Source organism: Micromonospora sp. NPDC047756 (genome assembly GCF_055587245.1).
This window is the reverse complement of sequence record NZ_JBVJGQ010000005.1, coordinates 284,014-306,204: the sequence shown is the minus strand read 5'-3', so window position 1 is coordinate 306,204 and position 22,191 is coordinate 284,014. Positions and strand designations below refer to the sequence as shown.

General features: G+C 72.5%; 21 protein-coding genes and 3 tRNA genes. 15 read left to right on the top strand and 9 right to left on the bottom strand.

Annotated elements, in window-relative coordinates; all coding sequences use genetic code 11:
• The first annotated feature begins 130 nt into the window (after positions 1 to 130).
• The 4 genes from ACZ6NZ_RS18055 (at position 131) to ACZ6NZ_RS18040 (ending at position 1,569) form a co-directional block, all read left to right on the top strand.
• Positions 131 to 934, top strand: a complete 804-nt coding sequence (locus ACZ6NZ_RS18055; RefSeq protein WP_091393135.1) for a fumarylacetoacetate hydrolase family protein — start codon at positions 131 to 133, stop codon at positions 932 to 934.
• Between the two features lie 108 nt (positions 935 to 1,042).
• Positions 1,043 to 1,114, top strand: a tRNA-Gln gene (locus ACZ6NZ_RS18050).
• Positions 1,115 to 1,248: 134 nt separating this feature from the next.
• Positions 1,249 to 1,321 (top strand) — tRNA-Glu (locus ACZ6NZ_RS18045).
• A gap of 175 nt (positions 1,322 to 1,496) precedes the next feature.
• Positions 1,497 to 1,569 (top strand) — tRNA-Glu (locus ACZ6NZ_RS18040).
• 181 nt (positions 1,570 to 1,750) lie between these two features.
• On the opposite strand, the gene ACZ6NZ_RS18035 is transcribed toward ACZ6NZ_RS18040, so the two are convergent.
• Entirely contained in the window at positions 1,751 to 2,437 is a 687-nt protein-coding gene (locus tag ACZ6NZ_RS18035) for an IclR family transcriptional regulator (RefSeq protein WP_007456408.1), read from the bottom strand.
• Between the two features lie 49 nt (positions 2,438 to 2,486).
• Between ACZ6NZ_RS18035 and leuC the strand changes: the two genes are divergently transcribed.
• From leuC to ACZ6NZ_RS18015, 4 genes are all read left to right on the top strand, one after another.
• Positions 2,487 to 3,932 carry a 3-isopropylmalate dehydratase large subunit gene (gene leuC, locus ACZ6NZ_RS18030; protein WP_465859095.1) on the top strand — a complete coding sequence of 482 codons (1,446 nt, stop codon included), beginning with the start codon at positions 2,487 to 2,489 and terminating at the stop codon, positions 3,930 to 3,932.
• Positions 3,933 to 3,946: 14 nt separating this feature from the next.
• Positions 3,947 to 4,534 carry a 3-isopropylmalate dehydratase small subunit gene (gene leuD / locus ACZ6NZ_RS18025; RefSeq protein WP_465859094.1) on the top strand — a complete coding sequence of 196 codons (588 nt, stop codon included), beginning with the start codon at positions 3,947 to 3,949 and terminating at the stop codon, positions 4,532 to 4,534.
• A 172-nt stretch (positions 4,535 to 4,706) separates the two neighbouring features.
• Entirely contained in the window at positions 4,707 to 5,390 is a 684-nt protein-coding gene (locus ACZ6NZ_RS18020; RefSeq protein WP_366608208.1) for an HU family DNA-binding protein, read from the top strand.
• 161 nt (positions 5,391 to 5,551) lie between these two features.
• Positions 5,552 to 7,519 carry an endonuclease/exonuclease/phosphatase family protein gene (locus ACZ6NZ_RS18015; RefSeq protein WP_465859092.1) on the top strand — a complete coding sequence of 656 codons (1,968 nt, stop codon included), beginning with the start codon at positions 5,552 to 5,554 and terminating at the stop codon, positions 7,517 to 7,519.
• Between the two features lie 12 nt (positions 7,520 to 7,531).
• Here the strand turns inward: ACZ6NZ_RS18015 and ACZ6NZ_RS18010 are convergent, their stop codons facing one another.
• The 5 genes from ACZ6NZ_RS18010 to cofC form a co-directional block, all read right to left on the bottom strand.
• Positions 7,532 to 8,410 (bottom strand): NUDIX hydrolase, encoded by an 879-nt coding sequence (locus tag ACZ6NZ_RS18010; RefSeq protein ID WP_465859090.1) that lies wholly within the window; start codon positions 8,408 to 8,410, stop codon positions 7,532 to 7,534.
• Complete coding sequence (locus ACZ6NZ_RS18005; RefSeq protein WP_465859088.1) at positions 8,398 to 9,918, bottom strand: CYTH and CHAD domain-containing protein; 1,521 nt, start codon at positions 9,916 to 9,918, stop codon at positions 8,398 to 8,400. The genes ACZ6NZ_RS18010 and ACZ6NZ_RS18005 overlap by 13 nt, the downstream gene beginning before the upstream one ends.
• Positions 9,919 to 9,942: 24 nt before the next feature.
• The gene (locus ACZ6NZ_RS18000) at positions 9,943 to 12,297 is read right to left on the bottom strand and encodes an RNA degradosome polyphosphate kinase (protein WP_465859086.1); all 2,355 of its coding nucleotides are present in this window, start codon (positions 12,295 to 12,297) and stop codon (positions 9,943 to 9,945) included.
• A 54-nt stretch (positions 12,298 to 12,351) separates the two neighbouring features.
• Complete coding sequence (locus ACZ6NZ_RS17995; protein WP_355172353.1) at positions 12,352 to 12,549, bottom strand: cold-shock protein; 198 nt, start codon at positions 12,547 to 12,549, stop codon at positions 12,352 to 12,354.
• Between the two features lie 114 nt (positions 12,550 to 12,663).
• Positions 12,664 to 13,311, bottom strand: coding sequence for a 2-phospho-L-lactate guanylyltransferase (gene cofC, locus ACZ6NZ_RS17990; protein WP_465859084.1), 648 nt, complete (start codon positions 13,309 to 13,311; stop codon positions 12,664 to 12,666).
• 127 nt (positions 13,312 to 13,438) lie between these two features.
• On the opposite strand from cofC, the gene ACZ6NZ_RS17985 reads away from it, so the two are divergent.
• The 5 genes from ACZ6NZ_RS17985 (at position 13,439) to ACZ6NZ_RS17965 (ending at position 18,459) form a co-directional block, all read left to right on the top strand.
• Positions 13,439 to 14,176 (top strand): lysophospholipid acyltransferase family protein, encoded by a 738-nt coding sequence (locus tag ACZ6NZ_RS17985; protein WP_465859083.1) that lies wholly within the window; start codon positions 13,439 to 13,441, stop codon positions 14,174 to 14,176.
• Between the two features lie 73 nt (positions 14,177 to 14,249).
• The gene (locus ACZ6NZ_RS17980; protein ID WP_210786417.1) at positions 14,250 to 15,257 is read left to right on the top strand and encodes an NAD(P)H-dependent glycerol-3-phosphate dehydrogenase; all 1,008 of its coding nucleotides are present in this window, start codon (positions 14,250 to 14,252) and stop codon (positions 15,255 to 15,257) included.
• An 8-nt stretch (positions 15,258 to 15,265) separates the two neighbouring features.
• Positions 15,266 to 16,384, top strand: a complete 1,119-nt coding sequence (locus tag ACZ6NZ_RS17975; protein WP_366608216.1) for a cystathionine gamma-lyase — start codon at positions 15,266 to 15,268, stop codon at positions 16,382 to 16,384.
• Positions 16,381 to 17,169, top strand: a complete 789-nt coding sequence (locus ACZ6NZ_RS17970; protein ID WP_465859080.1) for a putative protein N(5)-glutamine methyltransferase — start codon at positions 16,381 to 16,383, stop codon at positions 17,167 to 17,169. Before ACZ6NZ_RS17975 ends, ACZ6NZ_RS17970 begins: the two co-directional genes overlap by 4 nt.
• Before the next feature lie 240 nt (positions 17,170 to 17,409).
• Positions 17,410 to 18,459, top strand: a complete 1,050-nt coding sequence (locus ACZ6NZ_RS17965; protein WP_465859079.1) for an ROK family protein — start codon at positions 17,410 to 17,412, stop codon at positions 18,457 to 18,459.
• Positions 18,460 to 18,600: 141 nt separating this feature from the next.
• Here ACZ6NZ_RS17965 and ACZ6NZ_RS17960 read toward each other — a convergent pair whose 3' ends face one another.
• Positions 18,601 to 18,801 (bottom strand): DUF397 domain-containing protein, encoded by a 201-nt coding sequence (locus ACZ6NZ_RS17960; protein ID WP_366608219.1) that lies wholly within the window; start codon positions 18,799 to 18,801, stop codon positions 18,601 to 18,603.
• Positions 18,802 to 18,807: 6 nt separating this feature from the next.
• On the bottom strand, positions 18,808 to 19,653 hold the full coding sequence (locus ACZ6NZ_RS17955) for a helix-turn-helix domain-containing protein (protein WP_091393087.1): 846 nt from the start codon (positions 19,651 to 19,653) through the stop codon (positions 18,808 to 18,810).
• A 278-nt stretch (positions 19,654 to 19,931) separates the two neighbouring features.
• Here ACZ6NZ_RS17955 and ACZ6NZ_RS17950 point away from each other — a divergent pair, with 278 nt between their 5' ends.
• Together ACZ6NZ_RS17950 and ACZ6NZ_RS17945 are read left to right on the top strand one after the other, a co-directional pair.
• On the top strand, positions 19,932 to 20,150 hold the full coding sequence (locus tag ACZ6NZ_RS17950) for a hypothetical protein (protein ID WP_030335309.1): 219 nt from the start codon (positions 19,932 to 19,934) through the stop codon (positions 20,148 to 20,150).
• 195 nt (positions 20,151 to 20,345) lie between these two features.
• Positions 20,346 to 21,446, top strand: coding sequence for a D-alanine--D-alanine ligase family protein (locus ACZ6NZ_RS17945; protein WP_366608220.1), 1,101 nt, complete (start codon positions 20,346 to 20,348; stop codon positions 21,444 to 21,446).
• Between the two features lie 55 nt (positions 21,447 to 21,501).
• Here the strand turns inward: ACZ6NZ_RS17945 and ACZ6NZ_RS17940 are convergent, their stop codons facing one another.
• On the bottom strand, positions 21,502 to 22,185 hold the full coding sequence (locus ACZ6NZ_RS17940) for a DUF3515 family protein (protein WP_465859076.1): 684 nt from the start codon (positions 22,183 to 22,185) through the stop codon (positions 21,502 to 21,504).
• Between the last annotated feature and the right edge of the window lie 6 nt (positions 22,186 to 22,191).

Below are 22,191 nucleotides of genomic sequence, written 5' to 3'. Positions count from 1 at the left end.
TGCGGGTACGAAGTCGAGAAGTCCACCCCGGTCACCTCCGGCTCGGCTAGGGTGCCGCGCGGTGACGGGTTGAGCACACCCCACGGCCGGTCCTGGCCGGTCGGGGTGCCGGCGGCGCTAGATTGGCCGGGTGCGTATCGCTCGTTTCGCCCATGCCAAGGGAATGTCGTTCGGTGCCGTCGAAGGCGAAGCGGAGGCCGGGCCGCAGGGCCTGACCATCGCCGAGATCGAGGGCCACCCGTTCGGCAATCTCTCCTTCAGCGGGGCCCGTTGGGCCCTCTCCGACGTCCGGCTGCTCTCGCCGATCCTGCCCAGCAAGGTGGTCTGTGTCGGCCGCAACTACGCCGACCACGCCGCCGAGCTCGGCAACGAGGTGCCCAAGGAGCCGCTGCTCTTCCTCAAGCCGTCCACCTCGGTGATCGGCCCCCGGGACGCCATCCGACTGCCGATCTTCTCCAAGCAGGTCGAGCACGAGGCGGAACTCGCCGTCGTGATCGGGGCCCCGGGTGCGCGCCGCGCCGACCGCGCCGCCGCCGAACGGGCCATCTTCGGCTACACCTGCGCCAACGACGTCACCGCTCGGGACCTCCAGCGGTCGGACGGGCAGTGGACCCGGGCCAAGGGCTTCGACTCGTTCTGCCCGATCGGTCCGTGGATCACCACCGGGCTCGACGTGTCCGACCTGGAGATCCGGTGTGAGGTGGGTCGCAACCCGGAGGAGATGGAGGTACGCCAACTCGGCCGGACGAAGGACATGGTCTTCGACGTGCCGGGCCTGGTGTCGTACATCTCGCACGTCATGACCCTGCTGCCCGGCGACGTCGTTCTCACCGGCACTCCAGCCGGGGTTAGCCCGCTTGTCGAGGGGGATACGGTCACCGTGCGGATCGACGGCATCGGCGAGCTCACCAACCCGGTGGTTCCCGTCGCCTGATCCGTCTGATGCCCCTGTTTCCGCAGCTCACGGGTGGTTCGGGGGGATCGGATTTGGCCTGCCGGCACCGGGAGGGTAAAGTTCACTCCCGGCGCCGCAAGGGGCCAATGGGGTATGGGGTAATTGGCAGCCCGACTGATTCTGGTTCAGTTAGTCTAGGTTCGAGTCCTGGTACCCCAGCGCTGCTGGAATTCGCGAGAATGTCCAGACGCTGGATTCTGACGGAGTTCGACTCCGCCCCCTCGGGGGCGGAGGGTGGTCTTCGGTAGAGTGCAGCTCCTCCACCGCTAAGGTGGGGGAGCAAAAGTTGTTCTGGCCCCGTCGTCTAGCGGCCCAGGACGCCGCCCTCTCAAGGCGGTAGCGCCGGTTCGAATCCGGTCGGGGCTACAACGAGCACAGCCCGCCTCACCTCGTGAGGCGGGCTGTTTCGTGTCCGCCCGTCGGGCCCGGCCCGGCGTCCTGTGGGACCCTCGCGCGACAGCGCACCCCGCGCTCGCGCCCGGGTACGGTGCCGCTAGACTACATTCGCACCGCCCGCGAGGATGGTGAACGGAAAAGTTCTGGCCCCGTCGTCTAGCGGCCCAGGACGCCGCCCTCTCAAGGCGGTAGCGCCGGTTCGAATCCGGTCGGGGCTACAACCAAAGGCTCATCTCGCCGCCGCGAGATGAGCCTTTTCCCGTCCCACCCCCGTCCCACCCCACCCCACCGCCTCACCCCGGTTGATCATGAAGTTATTGCCCTCGCCCTCGGCGTGTCGTGACAATAACTTCATGATCAACGAGGGCGGGGCGGGCCGGGGGAGAGGGACGGCGGGGGTTAGAGGCCGGAGAGGCGTTGGCCGGCTCTTACCACTGCCATGGCGTGGCGTTCGCCGGGGCGGCGGCCCAGGCGCTCGATCGGGCCGGAGATGCTGACCGAGGCGATGACCCGGCCGGTGCGGTCGCGGATCGGGGCGGAGACGCTCGCCACACCGGCCTCCCGCTCGGCGACGCTCTGCGCCCAGCCGCGACGGCGTACCTCGGCGAGGGTGCGTCCGGTGAACTTGCTGCGCGGCAGCAGCGGCATGACCGCCTCCGGCGGCTCCCAGGCCAGCAGGATCTGGGCCGCTGAGCCGGCCGTCATCGGCAGCACCGAGCCGACCGGAACGGTGTCCCGTAGACCGCTGGCGCGTTCCGCCGCCGCCACGCAGATCCGCTCGTCGGCGCGGCGCAGATAGAGCTGCGCGCTCTCACCGGTGGCGTCGCGCAGCGCGGCCAGCAGCGGCTCGGCGGCGGTCAGCAGGACGTCCGGTGCGGCGTTCGCCAGCTCGCCCAGACGGGGGCCGGGCCGCCATCTGCCCTGGGTGTCCCGCACCAGCATTCGGTGGATCTCCAGGGCCTGGGCCAGGCGATGTGCTGTGGCCCGGGGCAGCTTGGTGCGTTCGACGAGTTCGGCCAGGCTGGCGCCGTCCACGCAGGCGGCCAGGATGACCACCGCCTTGTCGAGAACGCCGACACCGCTCATACTGTGTCCCACAAGCCGAAACTTACCTCCCAGAATTTAGGATGTCCAGATGGTGGGAGTCACTCCTGAGCCGAGGACCCTGGCCGAGAAGGTCTGGGACGCGCACGTCGTACGGTCCGCCGCCGGTGAGCCGGACCTGCTCTTCATCGACCTGCACCTGCTGCACGAGGTGACCAGCCCGCAGGCCTTCGACGGGCTGCGGCTCGCCGGGCGCCGGGTGCGTCGTACCGACCTGACCCTCGCGACCGAGGACCACAACACCCCGACCGGGTACGACGACCCGGCGTTCCGCCTCCGCCGTGGTGACCTGCTCACCATCGCGGACCCCACGTCGCGTACGCAGATCGAGACGTTGCGCCGCAACTGCGCGGAGTTCGGGGTGCGGCTGCACCCGCTCGGCGACGACAACCAGGGCATCGTGCACGTGATCGGCCCGCAGCTCGGTGTCACGCAGCCGGGCATGACGATCGTCTGTGGCGATTCGCACACCGCCACCCACGGCGCGTTCGGCGCGCTCGCCTTCGGCATCGGCACCAGCGAGGTGGAGCACGTGCTGGCCACCCAGACGCTGCCGCAGAGCCGGCCGAAGACGATGGCCGTGAACGTCACCGGCCGGCTCGCGCCCGGCGTGACCGCCAAGGACCTGGTGCTCGCGCTGATCACGCAGGTCGGCACCGGTGGAGGTCGTGGGCACATCGTCGAGTACCGCGGCGAGGCGATCCGCGCCCTCTCCATGGAGGGGCGGATGACCATCGCCAACATGTCCATCGAGTGGGGCGCCAAGGCCGGCATGATCGCGCCGGACGAGACCACCTTCGCGTACCTCAAGGGTCGACCCAACGCGCCGCAGGGCGCGGACTGGGACGCGGCGGTGGCGTGGTGGCGGACGCTGCCCTCCGACGAGGGCGCGCGCTTCGACGCCGAGGTGACCCTGGATGCCAGCCAGATCACGCCGTTCGTCACCTGGGGCACCAACCCGGGGCAGGGCGCGCCGTTGAGCGCGCCGGTGCCGGACCCGGAGGAGTTCGTCACCGACTCGGAGCGGGCCGCCGCGCGCCGCGCCCTGGAGTACATGGACCTGCGTCCCGGCACCCCGCTCCGGGAGCTGCCGATCGACGTGGTGTTCGTGGGTTCCTGCACGAACGGGCGTCTGGAGGACCTGCGGGCCGCCGCCGACGTGCTGCGTGGCCACCGGGTCGCCGACGGGGTGCGGATGCTCGTGGTGCCCGGCTCCGCCGCGGTGCGCGAGGCCGCCGAGGCCGAGGGCCTGGACAAGGTCTTCGCCGACGCCGGGGCGGAGTGGCGGTTCGCTGGCTGCTCCATGTGTCTGGGGATGAACCCCGACACGTTGAAGCCGGGCGAGCGCTCCGCCTCCACCTCGAACCGCAACTTCGAGGGCCGTCAGGGCCGGGGCGGGCGCACCCACCTGGTCTCCCCGCCGGTGGCCGCCGCCACCGCCGTGGTCGGCCGGCTGGCCGCCCCCGCCGACCTGTAGAAGGGACCGACGAGATGGACAAGTTCACCACCCACACCGGCACCGCCGTGCCGCTGCGCCGGTCCAACGTGGACACCGATCAGATCATCCCCGCCGTGTACCTCAAGCGGGTGACCCGGACAGGCTTCGCCGACGGGCTGTTCAGCGCCTGGCGGGAAGACCCGGCATTCGTGCTCAACGATGAAAACTATTCCGGGGCGTCGATCCTCATCGCCGGTCCGGAGTTCGGCACGGGGTCCTCCCGGGAACACGCCGTCTGGGCGCTACGGGACTGGGGCTTCCGCGCCGTGGTGGCCCCGCGCTTCGGTGACATCTTCCGCGGCAACGCTCTCAAGGAAGGTCTGTTGCCGGTCGAGTTGGAATTGAAAGCCGTCGAAGAGTTGTGGGACCTGGTCGAAGCGGATCCCACCACTGCGGTGACAGTCGACCTGACCGCCCGCCAGGTCCGGGCGGGGGATGCCAGCTGGTCGTTCCCGCTCGACGACTTCAGCCGTTGGCGCTTGCTGGAGGGCCTCGACGACATTGGACTCACCCTCCGCCACGCCGCCGACATCGACTCCTACGAGGCGCGCCGACTGCCCTTCCTGCCCTCCGTGGCATAGCCGTTAGGCCGTCCGCACAGCGGATTTCACCCCCATCGGTCCATCCGGTGGGGGTGAATCCGTTACGACACAAGGGCTTTTTTCTACCGAATGTTTGTGTCCAGGCAGCACAGGGCATACCGTGCGCGCAGAATGGCTCGCGACGAGTCAGTTGCACAATCGGGAGGAAGTCGTGAACAAGGCCGAGCTCATCGAGGCGCTCGCCGTTCGCCTGGGGGACCGGAAGATGGCGACGGCCGCGCTCGACGCGGTCCTCACCGAGGTCCAGGCGGCGGTCACCAAGGGCGAGAAGGTGGCGATCACCGGATTCGGAGCATTCGAAAAGCGTGTGCGTGGCGCGCGAACAGCGCGCAACCCGCGTACCGGCGAGGCGGTGAAGGTCAAGAAGACGTCAGTCCCGACCTTCCGCCCCGGCGCCGGGTTCAAGGAGATGGTGGCCAGCGGCAAGGTGCCGAAGGCCGCGGCGGCGACGAAGAAGACCGCCACCAGCACCGCCACGGCCAAGGCGGCGGGCACGAAGGCGACCGGCACCAAGGCGGCCACCGCCAAGGCGGCGGGCACCAAGGCGACCACGGCGAAGGCGGCCAGCAAGAAGACCGCCCCGGCCAAGGCGAGCAAGACCGCCACGGCGACCAAGACGGCCGCCAGCAAGAAGACCGCCCCGGCCAAGGCGAGCAAGACCACCACGGCGACCAAGACGGCCGCCAGCAAGAAGACCACAGCGGCGAAGAAGACCACCGCCGCGACCCGGTCGACCGCGGCGAAGAAGACCACCGCGGCGGCGAGCAAGAGCACGGCGGCCAAGAAGGCGCCGGCGAAGAAGGCTCCGGCCAAGAAGGCGGCCAGCAAGCGCTGACCGACAGGTACCGCGAGGGCGTCCACCGGTGGGTGGGCGCCCTTTCGGCGTACCAGGACGGCTTCTCGGCGTACGGGGACCGTTGACCGGGTTGGCCGGCTCGCGCAGAATCGCCGTGCCGGCCACCCCTGGGCCGGCCCGTCGACGGAAATGGGGCGCCGGTGCGCTACCGACAGCTCGCCACCGGCACGCTCGCGCTGGGCGTGCTCCTCCTCATCGACGTGCTGCGGGTCTGGCTGCCCGGCATCATCACCATCTTCGGCCAGGCGGCGTCCACCCCGGCCGAGCTGATGGGAGCGTTCGCCCTCGGTTGGTTCGTGCTCGCGATGGGCGCACCCGCCGTGGTCCGCCGGGTCGGCGCCCGCCCGGTCACCGTTGTCGCCGCCGTCGCGCTCGCCGTCGCCCGGCTCGCGCTCACCGCCGCTCCCGGCGGGCGTACACAGCTCTGGTTGGCCACCGCCGGTCTGCTCGCCGGGTTGGTCTGGCTGGTCGGCGTCGCGGCCGCCACCGACCGCCCGGTCCCGGGGCTGGCGTTGGGGTTCGCTGTCAACGCCGCCCTGCACGCGATGTTGGACACCGTCGACCTGGTCTGGCGGGGTGACTGGGTGGCCTGGCTGCTCAGCGCCGTCGCGGTGGCGGTGTTCCTGGCCGGCACGGCGCAACCCGGTCGGCGCGGCGGTGCGGGTGACGCCCTCGCCGGCCCCGCTGACGCCCCTGTCGGCCCCGCTGACGCCGCTGTCGGCCCTGGTGGTGGTCGGGCCTGGCTGCTGGCCGGGCCGGCGCTTCTGCTGGCCGGGATGGTGGCACTCTCCCCGGCACTGGCCCGAACCGGAATGTCGTACCTGGTCGCCGGAGAAGGGGTGGCTCGTTCGCCGCTGTTCGGCCTGGCACCGGTGCCGGTGGCGGTCGCCGCGTTCCTCTGCGCCGCGTTGACCCGGCCGCCGCGTGGGTGGGGCCGGGCGTATGGCCCGGTGGCGCTGCTCGCCGGCGCGGTGCTGTTCGCCCTCGACCGGGGCGACCTGCTCCTGCCGGCCGTCCTCCTCGCCGCGGTCGGCCTCGGTGCCTGCCTCGCGCTGACCGACGACACCGGCCAGCCCGCCGCCGACACCGCGAGCGCCGACACCGCGAGCGCCGACACCGGTGCCGCCCGGCGGGGGTACGCGGTCGCCGCCGGGATGCTCGTCTTCGCGGTGGGGGCGGTCGGCTACTACTCGGCCTACGACCTCGGCTACCCCAATGCGGCGGTGCCGGTGGTGGTGGCTGTGCTGATCGCCGCCGTGGCGTTCACCGCCCGCCCCGTCGTCGACCGGCTTCCCGGGCCGATTCCGCCGCTGCGGGCCGCCGCCGCGGTCACCGCGTTGGCCCTGCTGGCACCGGTGCTCGCCGACGAGGTGCCGGTGGCCAGCAACCGGGACGGCCCACCGGACCGGTTGACCGTGGTGGCGTACAACATCCGGATGGGTTTCGGGCTGGACGGCCGGTTCGACCTGGCCGGTCTCGCCGAGGTGGTCGCAGGGCAACGGCCCGACGTGGTGCTGCTCAGCGAGGTCGACCGGGCGTGGCTGCTCAACGGCGGGCACGACACCCTCGACCTGCTGGCCGACCGGCTCGGCATGCCCTACGTCTTCGGGCCGGCCGCCGACCCGGTCTGGGGTGACGCGGTGCTCAGCCGTTGGCCGGTGGACGATCCGCGGACCCTGCCGCTGGCCGCCGTCGGGGCGCCCACCGGCGCGCAGGCCCTCGCCGTCACGCTCGACCTCAGCGACGGTGTCCGCGCCGCCGTCGTCAGCACCCACCTGCAACCGCCGCCCGGCAAGGGCCCGGTGGTCCAGGCCCGCGCGGTCGCCGACTTCGCCACCCGGTACGCGGCCGGTCGGCCGTTGGTGGTGGCGGGTGACCTCAACACCGAACCGGGCGACGAGGCGTTCGGGGAGTTCACCAAGGCCGGCCTGGTCGACGCGTTGGCCGCCGCCCGACCACTGGCGACCAGCCCGGCGGACGACCCGCGCCAGCAGATCGACCACATCTTCGTCTCGCCCGGCCTGACCCCCGGCGATCCGGTCGCGCCGCGCAGCACCGCCAGCGACCACCTGCCGGTCGCGGTGACCCTGACCCTGCCGCCCCGCTGACGAAGGCGGGCCCTACAGGCGATCGGCGGCCAACAGCCGGTCGGCGGCGAAGGCGAGCAGCCAGCCGCCGCCCTTCGGCGTGGTGAAGTCCGCATCGGTGCGGCCGGTCAGTCGCTCCAGGGCGCCCGGCAGGACCTTGCCCTGACTGCACACCGCCGACTGCCCACCGGTGCCGGCCAACTCCAGCAGCCGGGCGGCGGTGTGCAGGATCTGCTCGTCGCCCTGCTGGCCGGGTTGCGGTTCGTCCAGGTCGCCACAGACCTCGATCGGCAGATCGAGCAACGCGGCGACCGGATCGAGTGTCTGCACGCACCGTCGCGGCGACGCCGACACCAGCCGGGCCGGCCGGATCAGGGCGATCAGCCCGGCCAGCGTGGTCGCCTGGGCCCACCCCTCGGCATCCAGGGGTCGCCCGACGTCCGGGCCGGACCAGGTGGCCCGCTTGCCGGCGTGCGCGTGCCGGACCAGCGCGACAGTCGCCGTCACCGACGGCAGCGCGGCGAACGCCGCCAACACCTCGGCGTCGTGCGGGTAGCTGACCAACCGGATCGCGTCGTCCACCGCGAGCCAGCGGATGTCGTCCACCTCGGTGTCCGGTTGGAAACCGCCACTGGCCGCCGCGAGCATCGACCAGTAGTCGACGAGCTTGGGTTGCCCCTCGCTGCGGTAGCGCACCGACGGCAGCCGCACCTGCGGCACGCCCCGCACGTCGGCCTCCTCGGCCACCTCACGGACCGCCGCGGCCAGCGCGTGCTCGCCCGGCTCCAACTTGCCCTTCGGCAGCGTCCAGTCGCCGTAACGGGGTCGGTGCACCACGCAGACGCGTACGCCGTCGTCGGTCGGCCGCCAGGCCACCCCGCCCGCTGCCCGGATGCCCGTCACGGCAGCCAACCGGTGCGCCGTCGCCGGGTGGCCCGGTGCCAGGCAGCCGGGAGGAGACTGCGCGTGCGGCGTACCGACTGGCGTTCCCGCTCGGCCAGCCGCCCGGCGGTGACGGCCAGCTCGTGGTCGTCCGGTCGCTCGGCGGCGATCTCCAGCCAGGTGTCCGCCGCCACCGCCGCGTCCTGGTGCTCGCCGAGCACGTCCTGCACCTGGGCGAGCGCGCGGGACAGCCGCCGTGCGCCCTTGCCGACCGTCGGGGCGACCGCGTTGACCGCGTACCGGGTCTGCTTGCCCTCCTTGCGGACGGCGTGCCAGCGCTCGTCCGGCGACTGCGCGTCGAGCCCGCCGACGCCGTCCGGCCCGGTCAACCGCCGCCAGGGGCGGGCTACCAGCGCGGGTAGCGCCTGCGCGGCCGGCGCTGCCGCCCCTCGGGTGAACCGGGGCGCGCGGGCGGCCAGCACCAGGGAGTCCACCAGGGCCAGGTAGCGCGCGGAGCGCAGCATCTCGTCGATCGCGGTGAGCGCCTGCCGCTGCCGTTCGGCGAGCACCTCGTCGAGCCGGTCCACAACGCCCCGGTCGAGCGGGCTCAGCGGATCGGCGTCGGCGGTACGGCGCAGCCGCGCGCGCAGCACCTCGGCGTCGCGGGCCGCGCCGAGCACGCCGGCCAGCCAGCGCAGCTCGGTGCGCAGCGGGCGGGACCAGGTCCTTCGCAGTAACGGTTTGAAGGTGCGCAGGTCACTGCGCAGGCGTCGGCAGGCCACCCGCATCTGATGCACGGCGGTGTCGCCACCGGCGGCCGGGGCGCGCAGCCGGACCAGCGGATCGTGCGCCAACAGCCGGCGGATCTCCTTGCGGAGCGACTCGGTCACCACGTCACCGGCGTTCGGCTCGGCGGTCAGCCCGGCCGGCGCGACCAGATCCGGATCGGCCTGCGCCGTCGCGCCCAGCGCCCGTACGTGCTTCGGCGTGAACGACCCGCCCTGGGCGCCGGCCTCGCGCAGCACCCCGCCGACCCGGTCGAGCAGCTCCCGGTCGCCGGCCTTCAGCTCCACCTCCACCTCGCGGAAGGTGTCGGTGGTGGTGCCGGAGTCGTCGAGCACTGTCACCCGGTCGTCCACCACCTCGGCGAGCACGGTGCCGGCCCGGTCACACACCTCGTACGCGTGCCGCACCGTACGGACCACCGTCACCGGGGCCAGCGGCGCACCCCGGTGCAGGACGGTGACCAGCCCCACCAGCTCCGGCGGCGGCTGCCCCTTGGACCCGGGACGGGAGATTTCGTGCCGGACGCCCGGGGTCCCGGTCGGCAGTTTCACGGTCCAGGGCAGCTCGTCACCCTTGCGGTGGCGCAGCGAGGCGCCGGACCGGGCCAGCCGCAGGTCGACGGTGTCGAGGTAGCGGGCGACGAGCGTCACCGGAGGCAGTTCCCGGACCCGGCCGCCGGCCGGGGCCGTGCCGGCCAGGTCCGGCAGCGCGTAGGCGTCGTCCACCTCGTACTTCTGCTCCTCCTCGACCATCAGCTCAGCCTATGCGCTGCGCGGTCAGCTGGCCGTGCCACCGACGCGGCGCAGCAGCAGTTCCTGCAGATGGGCCCGGGCCGCATTGTCACCGCCGGTACGCCGGGTCCAGGTCCCGTCGCCGGCCAGCTCGAACGCGTCCACGTCGGGGCTCATCGCTGCGGTGAGCACCTGGTCCAACTCGGCGCGGGCGATCGGGTCGCTCACCTGCACCAGCGCCTCCACCCGCCGGTCCAGGTTGCGGTGCATGAGGTCGGCCGAGCCCATCCAGAACTCGGCCTCACCGTTGTTGCCGAACCGGAAGACCCGGGAGTGCTCCAAAAACCGGCCGAGGATCGAGCGGACCCGGATGTTCTCCGACAGCCCCGGCACCCCCGGGCGCAGCGTGCACATGCCCCGGATGAGCAGGTCGACGTGGACGCCGGCCTGGGAGGCGCGGTACAGCGCGTCGGTCACCCCCTCGTCCACCAGGGAGTTGACCTTGAACTGGACCAGGCCGGGCATACCCAGGCGGACGTGCGAGATCTCCCGCTCGATCCGCTCGATGAGGCCGCTGCGGATGCCCTGCGGGGCGACCAGCAACCGCCGGTACGCGGTCTGCCGGCTGTACCCGGTGAGCACGTTGAACAGGTCGGTGAGGTCGGCGCCGATCTCCGGGTCGGCGGTGAGCATGCCGAAGTCCTCGTACAGCCGGGCCGTCTTCGGGTGGTAGTTGCCGGTGCCGATGTGGCAGTAGCGACGGATTTGGTTGCCCTCCTGCCGGACCACCAGCGCGGTCTTGCAGTGCGTCTTCAGGCCGACCAGGCCGTAGACGACGTGGCAGCCGGCGCGTTCCAGCGTGCGGGCCCAGCCGATGTTCGCCACCTCGTCGAAGCGGGCCTTCACCTCCACCAGCACCACCACCTGCTTGCCGGCGGCGGCCGCGTCGACGAGCGCGTCGACGATCGGGGAGTCGCCGCTGGTCCGGTAGAGGGTCTGCTTGATGGCCAGCACGTTCGGGTCGGCGGCGGCCTGCTCGATGAAGCGCTGCACGCTGGTGGCGAACGAGTGGTACGGGTGGTGCACCAGGATGTCCCCGTCGCGCAGGGTGGCGAAGACGCTGCGCGGCACCTCGCCCTCGGCGAGCCGGGGATGGGTGGCCGGCACGAACGGCGGGTCCTTCAGGTCCGGCCGGTCCGCCTCCCCGTAGACCTGCCACAGCGCGGACAGGTCCAGCAGGCCGGGCACCCGGAGCACGTCCTGGTCGTCCATGTCCAACTCGCGGACGAGCAGCTCCAACATGTGGTCGGAGATGGACGCGGCGACCTCCAGCCGGACCGGCGGACCGAACCGCCGTCGGGCCAACTCCCGCTCCAGGGCCTGGAGCAGATCCTCGTCGCGGTCCTCGTCGACCTCCACCTCGGCGTTGCGGGTGACCCGGAACAGGTGGCACTCGACCACCTGCATGCCGCTGAACAGCTGCCCCAGGTGCACCGAGATGAGGTCCTCCACCGGCAACATCCGGACGCCCGGCTGGTCCCGGTCCACCCGGACGAAGCGGGGAACGTTGTTGGGCACCTTCACCCGGGCGAACAGCTCCGAACCGCCGTCGGGGTCACGGACCGCCACCGCCAGGTTCAGCGACCGCCCCGAGATGTACGGGAACGGGTGCGCCGGGTCCACCGCGAGCGGGGTCAGCACCGGAAAGATGTGCTCCCGGAAGTAGGTGCGTAGCCGCTCCCGCTCGCCGTCGCCCAGATCGCCCCAGCGCAGGATGCGGATGCCCTCGTCGGCCAGCTTGGGCAGCACGTCGTCGACGAAGCAGGCGGCGTGCCGGGCGCCCAGCGCGGCGGTCCGTTCGGCGATCAGCTCCAACTGCGTACGTAGGGGCAACCGGTCCCCGCCGCGCACCGGAAGGCCGGCGGAGAGCCGCCGCTTCAGCCCGGCGATGCGCACCATGTAGAACTCGTCGAGATTGCTGGCGAAGATGGCCAGGAACTTGGCCCGCTCCAGCAGCGGGGTGGCCTGGTCCTCGGCCAGGGTGAGCACCCGGGCGTTGAAGTCGAGCCAGGACAGCTCCCGGTTGAGGAACCGGTCCTCGGGCAGCGGCGGGGGCGTCGGCTCGTCGTCCTCCACCACGGGGTTCGGCAGGCCGTCCGACAGGACCGGGTGTACGTCGGCAGGGGTTCGGGGCGTGCCTTCGATCGCCGGCTCGGGTTCGATGACCTCGTCCAGCCCGGAGGAGGCGGCTCCGGGATCGTCGGCGAGCGTGTCGGCGCGGGCGGCACCGGCACGTTCGGCGCGGGACGGGCGGAAGCGCCCGTCGGCGCCGCGCGTACGGGAGCCGTTGCGGAGGTCGGTGGCGGGCGGGCGGGCCGGCTGCTCGCGAGGGGTGCTCACCCGCTCATAATCACCCGATTACGGTAAACGCAAAATGAACTTGGGCTCGCCGGCTCAGATCATCGTCGGCAATGTCACCCGGACGACCTCGCCGTCGGGATCGGTGTCGATGTGGACGCGCTGCCCGAGGCGGAGAAGCCGCAGCCCGGAGGCGTCGAACGCCCGAGCGGGGAAACGCATCTCGGTGCCGTCGTCGAGCAGCAGGACACCGCTGCGCGTCGCCGCGTCGTAGCTGGCCACCGTGCCCTGCATGCTGGCACCGTACACCGGGCGGTCCGGCCGGGGGCGCGGGCTCGGCTCAGCGGGCTCGGCTCAGCGGGTTCGGCTCAGCGGGCTCGGACGAGCGGGCTCGGACGAGCGGGCGGCTCAGCCTGCGGCGCGGGCGGGACGACCGGCGGCCACCAGCGCGGCCGTGCGCGGCCCCAGCCCGAGCCGGGCGGCGGCGGCCAGGTCCGCGGCGGTGTCCACGTCCCGGCGCAGGCTGGGCCAGTCGCCGTCGAGCGGCAGCGCCCCGCTCGCCGCGTGCGCGACCGCCGAGCCCACCCCGAAACGCGGATCCAGCGGCACACCCGGCCCGGCGGTGAGCAGCACCGTGCCCCCGCCGGGCGCGTCCGGCAGGAACCGGCGTACCCCGGCTCGGCCGTTCTGCGCCGCCAGCAGCGCGCCGGCCAACTCGGCCGGGCGCAGCGCCGGCACGTCAGCGGTGATCCCGGCCACCCACCCGGCGGCGGCCCGGGCCGCACCGTGCCGGAACGCGGCGTTCAGGCCGGCATCCGGCTCGTCCGGCAGCACCCCCGCGCCGGCGGCCCGCGCCGCCCCCGCCACCCGGGCGTCGTCGGTCACCACCAGGACCTCGGCGACCACCGGGCAGGCCAGCACCGCGCGGAGCGTGTCGGCCGCCAGGGCCAGCGCCAACTCCTCATGCGGTACGCCGGGCAGCGCGCCTCGCAGCCGGCTCTTGGCCACGGTCAGCCGCTTCACCGGCACCACCACGGCCCACCTCGGCTGAGTCACGTCCGCAATCCTGCCAGCCGGGCGGCGGGCCCCTCGCTGGCCGTACCGGGGGCGAGCAGGCATGATTTCCGCTGCGGGCGTCGCGGGCGGGATTTCGCGGCGGGTTGGGGCGCGACGAGGAGGCACAGTGGCACGGCGGAGGCTGGGGTTCTGGCAACGGTTCGCCGTGTGGCTGGTGAAGCCGGTGATGACCGTCTGGACCCGGCGTACCTGGCGTGGTCAGGAACATCTCCACGGCGACGGCGGCGTGATCATCGTGGCGAACCACATCTCCCACGCCGACCCGCTGGTGTCCGCGCACTTCATCTACGACTCCGGGCGTTGGCCGCAGTACCTGGGCAAGGCCAGCGTGTTCCGGGTGCCGGTGGTGGGCTGGATTCTGCACCGGTGCCGGCAGATCCCGGTCGAGCGGGGCAGCGTGGACGCCGTCCGCTCGCTGGACGCACTGGTCGCCGCGCTCGACGAGGGCGGCGCGGTCGTGATCTACCCTGAGGGCACCACCACGCGACAGCCGGAGCTCTGGCCGATGAAGGCCAAGACCGGCGCGGCCCGCCTGGCCCTGGCCACCGGCGCCCCGGTCGTACCGGTGGTGATGTGGGGGCCGGAACGGATCTTCGACCCGCGGACGACCCGTGTCAGCCTGCGCCCCCGGATCCCGGTGACCGTTGCCGCCGGGGAGCCGATCGACCTGAGCCGGTGGGCGGACGCCCAGCCGACCCGGGCCACCCTCGAGGAGATGACGGACACCATCATGTTGCGGCTGCGGGACATGCTCGCCGAGATCCGTGGCGGTACCCCGCCGCCACTGTGGGAGCGACCGGCCCGACCGTCCGTCAGCCCCGAGCAGCGGGACGATGCGGCATGAGCGAGCGAAGCGAGCGAATCATCGGGCTCAGTGGTGCCGTTCAGGCCGCCGCGCAGCGAAGCGGAGCGGTGGCATGAGCGGTCATGTTGCGGTGCTCGGTGCCGGTTCCTGGGGCACCGCGTTCGCCAAGATCCTCGCGGACGCGGGGCGGGACGTGACGGTGTGGGCCCGGCGGGCGCCCGTCGCCGAGAGCATCCGCACCGAGCGCCGTAATCCGGAGTACCTGCCCGACCTGCTGCTCCCGGCCCGGGTCACCGCCACCGCCGACGCCGCCGAGGCGATCACCGGGGCCGAGGTGGTGGTGTTGGCGGTGCCGTCGCAGACGCTGCGCGGCAACCTCGCCGAATGGGCCGGTCACCTGCACCCGGATTCCACCCTGGTGTCGCTGATGAAGGGCATCGAGCTGGGCACCACCAAGCGGATGAGCGAGGTCATCGTGGAGACCGCCGGGGTCGCCGCGGACCGGGTGGTCGTCGTGTCCGGCCCGAACCTGGCCCCGGAGATCGCCGCCGAGCAGCCCGCCGCGACGGTGGTCGCCGGGACGAACAGCGCCCGCGCCACGCTCGTCCAGTCGTCGATCCGAACGCCGTACCTGCGCCCCTACACGAACGACGACGTGATCGGCTGTGAGCTGGGTGGGGCGGTCAAGAACGTGATCGCCCTGTCGTACGGCATCGCCACCGCGATGGGCTTCGGCGACAACACCCGGGCCATGCTGATGACCCGCGGGCTGGCCGAGACGGCCCGACTGGGCGTGGCGCTCGGCGCGGACCCGATCACCTTCGCCGGCCTCGCCGGCATGGGCGACCTGGTCGCGTCCTGCTCGTCCCCGCTGGCCCGCAACCGCACCTTCGGCGAGCATCTGGGCCGGGGTGAGACGCTGGAGCAGGCCCAGACCGCCACCCGGCAGACCGCCGAGGGCGTGAAGAGTTGCCTGGCGATCCGCGACCTGGCCCGGGCGCACGGCGTGGAGATGCCGATCACCGAGCACGTCGAGCGGATCTGCCACGAGGGGATGGATCCGCGGCTCGCCGTGGAGACCCTGATGAGCCGCACCGCCAAACCCGAGTCGTACGAGTGAGGAACCCGATGAGCGAGTGGGGGGACGGCACCCGCTGCGTACGTGCTGGCCTGCCCGAGCCGGCACCGGGGGACCCGTTCCTGCCCGGGCCGGTCTTCGCCGCGCCGTACCACCTCGACCCGTTCGAGGGTCAGGGCACGTCACCGAACGGCTACGGTCGCCCCGACAACCCGACCCGCCGGCTCTTGGAGGTGGCGGTGGGCGAGCTGGAGGGCGGTGACTGCCGGGTCTTCGCGACCGGTCAGGCGGCCATCACCGGCCTGCTGCTCACCCTGCTGCGGCCGGGGGACACGGTGGTGCTCCCCACCGACGGATACTTCCCGGTCCGGGCGTTCGCCACCGGCGTGCTGGAGGCGATCGGCGTACGGGTGCTGTTCGTGCCGACCGTCGGGCCGTACCCGTCGTTCGAGGGCGTCCGGCTGGTGCTGGTGGAGACGCCCGCCAACCCGGGCCTCGACGTGGTCGACGTGGCGGCCCTGGCCGAGCGGGCGCACGCCGCCGGCGCGCTGCTGGCGGTGGACAACACCACCGCCACCCCGCTCGGACAACGCCCGCTGGATCTGGGTGCCGACCTGGTGGTCGCCTCCGGGACGAAGGCGCTCACCGGCCACTCCGACCTGCTGCTGGGCTATCTGGCCAGCCGCTCCACCGAGCTGATCGACGCGGTGACGACCTGGCGTACCACCACCGGGGCGGTTCCGGGCGCGTTCGACTCCTGGCTGGCCCACCGGTCACTGGCCACTCTCGACCTGCGGTTGGCGCGGCAGAGCGCTAACGCCGCCGCGGTCGTCGAGCTGCTCGCCGGCCGGTCGGACGTGACCGGCCTGCGGTGGCCGGGGCGGCCGGACGACCCGGCGTACCCGGTGGCCTCGGCGCAGATGCGCCGGATACCGGGGGTGCTCTCGTTCGACCTGGGCGACGCCGACCGGGTGGGCCGTTTCGTCGAGGCCGCCCGGTTGGTGGCGGCGGCGACCTCCTTCGGTGGCCTGCACACCACGGCGGACCGGCGGGCGCAGTGGGGCGACGACACCGCTCCCGGCTTCGTCCGGCTCTCCTGCGGCGCGGAGGACACTGCGGACCTGGTGGCGGACATCGCCGCCGCGCTCGACGTGGCCGGACCGGTTTGACGTCTCCGTCCCCCGCCGAGCGGGCCGCTCTCGTGAGCCGGCTGCGGGCCGCCGGTTGCGTCTACGCCGAGGACGAGGCCGAGTTGCTGCTGGCCGCCGCGCGCAGCCCGGCGGCGTTGGCCGACCTGATCGACCGTCGGGTGGCGGGCGCTCCGTTGGAATACCTGCTCGGCTGGGCGGAGTTCTGCGGCCTGCGGATAGCCGTCGACGAGGGCGTCTTCGTGCCCCGGGCCCGGACCGCGCTGCTGGTCGAGATGGCTGCCGAGTTGACCGGCGCGGCGCCGGCCGTGGTCGACCTCTGCTGCGGATCCGGTGCCACCACCGTCGCGCTGGCACATCGGCTCGGGCCGCGCTGGTTGGGCGCCGCCGACATCGACCCGGCGGCCGTGGCGTGTGCGCGTCGCAACGTCGCCGGGTTGAACGTCGAGGTGTACGAGGGTGACCTCTTCGCTCCGCTGCCCGAGCGGTGGCGGGGTCGGCTGGACCTGGTGGTCGCCAACGCCCCGTACGTGCCGACCGACGCGGTCGCGCTGATGCCGCCGGAGGCGCGGCTGCACGAGGCCCCGGTGGCGCTCGACGGCGGCCCGGACGGGCTCTCCGTGTTGCGCCGGGTCGGTGTCGACGCGGCCGGTTGGCTCGCCCCCGGCGGTCACCTGGTGGTGGAAGTCGGCACCACCCAGATCGACGCCCTCTGCGACGCCTTCGGCGAAGCCGGCCTGATCCCCACCGTCCACCACAACGAAGACCTGGACGCCACCGCCCTAACCGCCGGCCGCCCCGCCTAACCCACCCCCGGCGCCCGTGCCCCCCGGACCCGCAACCCCCTGACCCGCGTCGATCATGGAGTTGTGGTGCCTGGTTGGTGCGGGTATGAGTCATTTGTCCCCCACCACAACTCCATGATCGACCCAGCCGGGCTGTCCGGTTTGTGGCCACGGTGAGGCTGGTGGAGCGCCCGGGCGTGGCGGGGGAGAGGGGTTGGCACTAGCCTCGGCTCACACTCATGACGGCAGGAGGCGGTTTCGGTGGGCAGCGCAGGGGTGCCGGTGGTCGTCGGCCTGGACAACGGCGGCACCAGCAACAACGCCACGGTGCTGACGATGGACGGCCGTTTCCTGGTGGACGGGCTGCTGGAGATCCCGAGCGAGGTGCGGGCCGGGCCGGAGGCGGCGATCGAGGCGTTGGCTCAGGCGTTCGACGGCGCCCTGGCGCAGACCGGCGTGCCGCGTGACCTGGTCCAGGCGGTCGGGCTGGACACTCCCGGCCCGGCCAGCGCCGACGGCGTCATCTCGTCGCGGGGCTCCACCAACTTCTCCCAGCCGGCCTGGCGCGGCTTCGACGTACGCGGGGCGCTGGAGCGACGGCTCGGGCTGCCGGTGATCTATCACAACGACGGCAACGCGGCAGCGCTCTACGCCCACCACGTCTACTTCGGCGCCGACGCGATGAGCCGCTCGTCGGTGTCCGCGATCGTCGGCACCGGCCTGGGGGGCGGTGTGGTCGAGAGCGGTCGAGTGATCGCCGGTGCGGCCGGGATGGCGGGGGAGCTGGGCCACGTGCACATCCCGCTGAGCAGGTTGCTCGGCCCGGGTCAGCCGGAGCCCACCTGTGCCTGCGGCTTCACCGGAGACGTCGAGAGCGTCGCCTCGCTGACCGGCATCGAACGCAACCTGCTGCCGTACTGGCTGACCCGGTACCCCGACCATCCGCTCGCCGTCGAGCCGTTGGCCCGGGCGGCAAAGCTGGTCCGGGGGTACGGCGAGCGGGAGGACGCTCTCGCGCGGGACCTCTTCACGCAGCAGGCGATGGCGCTGGGGCGGCTGTTCACCGTCGCCGCGAACTTCAGCGACCCGCACGCGTACTTCGTCGGCGGCGGAGTGGTGGAGGCGGCACCGGAGTTCCGCGACTGGTTCCTGGCGACGGTCCGCGAGCACACGGTGCTCCGCGAGGAGCAGGCGGCGGTGGCCACCTTCGCCCTGGTGCCGGATCGGGACATGGCCGGTGCCCGAGGGGTCGCGATCGCCGCGCTGGAGGCGCTACGCGCCGCTCCGGAGCCCCGCCCGCTGGTTGCCTGAGCCGGCGCGGGCCTCGGCCCGCACCGGCCCGGCACCTCCGGTCAACACACAGGTGCCGCCTGGTCGAGGGCGGCCCAGGCGGCACCTGCGGTCAGTGGTGCGGTGCCGCCTGGGCGAGGGCGGCCCGGGCGGCACCTCCGGTCAGGGCTGCGGCGGCGCCTGGGCGAAGGCGGCCCAGGCCGCCGTTGGGAACAGCAGGGCCGGGCCGGCCGGGTCCTTGGAGTCGCGCACGGCAACGAGCCGCGGGATCGCGGCCACCTCCACGCAGGCGCCTTCGTCGCCGCTGCGGCTGCTCTTGCGCCACCGCGCCGTGGCCAAGGCCGCTGTGATCATCGGGGTCATCGGGTCCTACCGTCCCTTCAGGACTGACAGGAGCATCTCGCGGCTGTCCGCCGGGCTGAGCGCCACGCTTCGGAGATGCTCCATGATCTTGGTGCAGGTACGCGTCTCGCCCGCGCGGTCGAGGATCATCTGACCCGCGACGGTCTCCACCGAGGCGATGATCGGGTCCTCCGGGTCGGCGAACTCGAGGATGTGCAGGGAACCCCGGGTGCCCCGGTGGTAGCCGGCGGAGAGCGGGATCACCTGGACGCTGATGTTCGGCAACTCGGCCATCTTGACCAGGTGCCGTAGTTGCCCATTCATCACCGACTGGTCACCGACCGGCCGGAGCAGCGCGCCCTCGTCGATGATCGCGTCGAGGATGGGCGGCTGGTCGGCGGTGAGCCGCTGTTGTCGGTCGAGCCGGATCTTGACCCGCTGCTCCACCAGGTCGTCGCCGAGGGTGTGCGGCCCGCCGCGCATCACGCCACGGATGTAGTCGGCGGTCTGCAACAGGCCGGGCACCACCGAGGGCTCGAAGTTGGCGATGGCGGTCGCCTCGGCCTCCAGTGCGATGAAGTCGATGGTGCGTGGATCCAGCAGGTAGGAGTACGACACCCACCAGCCGGGCTTACGGGCGTCCTTGGCGAGCTGCACCGCCGCAGCCACCTCCTCGGCACTCACCCCGTACGACGTGAGCAGGGCGCGCACGGTGGCGGGGCTGATCAGGGTCTGGGCGTTCTCGTAGCGGGAGAGGGTGCTGCGGGTGCTGTTGATCTCGTCCGCCGCGGTCTCCAGCGTCAGCCCGGCGGCTTCCCGGTGGTGGCGCAGGGCGATGCCGAGCCGGCGGGCGCGGGCGGTCTTCGGGGCCATGCATCGATGGTCGCATACATTTGCGGGAACGTCTGCATGAGAGAACGTCGATGGGAGTTGCATTCACGCCTATACACGTGTCAATCTGTTATGGCGTCCTCACCGCCGGTTGTCGTGGCGACGGTGGTGGTGAGCGACCGGAGGGGATGGGGCGCGCGGCGATCGGGTTTCTCCCCCGTACCCGATCGTCGCGTGCCGCCCCTCCACCCCGGCCTGCCGGAAGGAGACGACGTGCGAACCCGCCCGGAGCCCTCCGCCGTACCCTCGGGCGGAGTGCGATGACCCGCTTCCTCGTGGTGCTCACCGACGTGCGTCCCGTCGAGGGCGTCAACCGCAACGAGCGGGTCGCGCCGGAACGGCGCCGGCAGGTCGTCGGCGCCAGCAGTCGGGAGGCCGCCGACCGCATCGCCGGAGCGTTCATGGCGCTGGGCATGGTGCGGGCCGGCCGGCAGCGGGTGAAGGTGATCGCGGTTGGCCGCCGGCACTCCCGGGACTGAACAGCCCCAGGTCGGCGGTCGGTGACACAGCTACCGCCCGATTACGCACCGTATATCCTCTCCTGACTGGTTGCCGTGTCGTCCCGTGGCTCGCCGGGTATCGCCTCGCCCTGCGGCCACGCACAGTAAGGTCAACCGGGTGAGCGCCACCGGCGAGCACGACCAGCCGCAGTCGCGTACGAAGAGGTGACCGGAGTGACCACCCCAGGCAAGACCCGCGTGGCGATCGTCTTCGGCGGACGCAGCCCGGAGCACGGCATCTCCTGCGTCAGCGCCGGCAGCGTGTTCGGCGCACTCGACCCGGACGAGTTCGAGGTGGTGCCGGTGGGCATCACCCGGGCCGGCCAGTGGGTGCTGACCAACGGAGACCCCGCCCAGCTCGCGATCAACGCCCGTCAGCTGCCGGAGATCACCGCCGACTCGGGTGACGACATCGTGCTGCGCGCCGACCCCACCGGTAACGGGCTGATGGTGCTCGACCCGACCGAGGGCCCCCGGGCGCTGGCCGACGTGGACGTGGTCTTCCCGGTGCTGCACGGCACCTACGGCGAGGACGGCACCATCCAGGGAATGCTGGAGATGGCCGGCATCCCCTACGTCGGGGCGAACGTGTTCGCCTCTGCGGCCGCCATGGACAAGGAGTTCACCAAGAAGCTCTGTGCCGTCGAGGGCATCCCGGTCGGCACGTACGCCGTGCTGCGCAACGGCATGACGCTCAGCGAGCAGGACAAGGAGCGGCTCGGCCTGCCGGTCTTCGTCAAGCCGTCCCGGGCCGGTTCGTCGTTCGGCGTCAGCAAGGTCACCGACTGGGCCGAGTTGGATGCGGCCGTCGCCGCCGCCCGGCAGTTCGACCCGAAGGTCATCATCGAGGCCGCGATCGTCGGCCGCGAGATCGAGTGCGGGGTGCTGGAGGGCGAGGCCGGTGGCACGCCAGAGGCGTCCGTGCTGGCCGAGGTGCGGGTCGTCGCCGACCACGACTTCTACGACTTCGAGGCGAAGTACCTCGACGACTCCTGCGAGTACGACATTCCGGCCAACCTGCCGGAGAAGGTGACCCGCCAGGTGCAGGAGTACGCGGTCCGCGCGTTCACCGCGCTGGACTGCGCCGGTCTGGCCCGGGCCGACTTCTTCGTCACCGACGAGCTGGACGTCTACCTCAACGAGATCAACACGATGCCCGGCTTCACTCCGACGTCGATGTTCCCGCGGATGTGGGCGGCCTCCGGCCTGGAGTACCCGAAGCTGGTCAACCGGCTGATCCGTACCGCCCAGCGGCGCGGCGTCGGTCTGCACTGAGCAGTCCGAACCCCGCCCGCGCCGGTCAGCCGGCGCGGGCGGGGTCGGTTCGGGTTCAGCGCTGGCAGCCGGACGGGATCGCCCCGCCGGAGGGCACGCTCGCCACGATCGTGCTGGAGATCGTCGGCAACCACTGCAACGGCTGCTCGTACGAGCGCGGAACGCGCACGGTGATCAGCGTCTCCCGGTCGACAGTGGAGAGGACCGCCGCGTCGGCCTGGTCGGCCAGGTGCCAACAGACCCGGTTGACCGTCCAGACCTCGTCGGTGCTGGGAAACGTCGGCTCGGTGCCGCCGCAGGCCACGGTGAGCGCGGGGTCGCCGTAGGCGGCGTTCTGCTCCGGGCCGGCGGTGACCGGTCGCTGGGCCAGGTCGCGGATGTTCGCCGGAAGCTGCGAGAGCAGGGCCCGGCAGACCGTGGCCGGGCGGGCGGCCAGCGCCGGGGCGGCCATCTCCACCGGGGTGGTGGACTGCAACCGGGCGGTGGTCGCGGAGGGCGTCGGCGCGGCGGCCGGCGCGTCCGGACTGAGCTTGCTGAAGGCCAGCACGGCCACCAGCAGCGTGATCGGCAAGGCGATCAACGTGGCCAGCAGAGCCGCGCCACGCATGGTCCGATCACGGCCGGCCGGCGCGGCGGCGGCGGGATCGGTCGACTCGCGGTTACCGTCAGCCGGCTCGGACGTCCCGTCGGCCGCGTCGCGCGCCCCGCCGTCGTCCAGAGCCGAGGAGGAGGTCGTCATCTCGTC

Excerpts from the sequence above, each read along its gene's own strand:
- ACZ6NZ_RS18035 (WP_007456408.1), bottom strand. The coding sequence starts at position 2,437 with ATGAGCGGTGTCGGCGTTCTCGACAAGGCGGTGGTCATCCTGGCCGCC.
- leuC (WP_465859095.1), top strand. The coding sequence starts at position 2,487 with ATGGTGGGAGTCACTCCTGAGCCGAGGACCCTGGCCGAGAAGGTCTGG.
- leuD (WP_465859094.1), top strand. The coding sequence starts at position 3,947 with ATGGACAAGTTCACCACCCACACCGGCACCGCCGTGCCGCTGCGCCGG.
- ACZ6NZ_RS18005 (WP_465859088.1), bottom strand. The coding sequence starts at position 9,918 with ATGGTCGAGGAGGAGCAGAAGTACGAGGTGGACGACGCCTACGCGCTG.
- ACZ6NZ_RS17995 (WP_355172353.1), bottom strand. The coding sequence starts at position 12,549 with ATGCAGGGCACGGTGGCCAGCTACGACGCGGCGACGCGCAGCGGTGTC.
- ACZ6NZ_RS17980 (WP_210786417.1), top strand. The coding sequence starts at position 14,250 with ATGAGCGGTCATGTTGCGGTGCTCGGTGCCGGTTCCTGGGGCACCGCG.
- ACZ6NZ_RS17975 (WP_366608216.1), top strand. The coding sequence starts at position 15,266 with ATGAGCGAGTGGGGGGACGGCACCCGCTGCGTACGTGCTGGCCTGCCC.
- ACZ6NZ_RS17960 (WP_366608219.1), bottom strand. The coding sequence starts at position 18,801 with ATGACCCCGATGATCACAGCGGCCTTGGCCACGGCGCGGTGGCGCAAG.
- ACZ6NZ_RS17955 (WP_091393087.1), bottom strand. The coding sequence starts at position 19,653 with ATGGCCCCGAAGACCGCCCGCGCCCGCCGGCTCGGCATCGCCCTGCGC.
- ACZ6NZ_RS17950 (WP_030335309.1), top strand. The coding sequence starts at position 19,932 with ATGACCCGCTTCCTCGTGGTGCTCACCGACGTGCGTCCCGTCGAGGGC.
- ACZ6NZ_RS17940 (WP_465859076.1), bottom strand. The coding sequence starts at position 22,185 with ATGACGACCTCCTCCTCGGCTCTGGACGACGGCGGGGCGCGCGACGCG.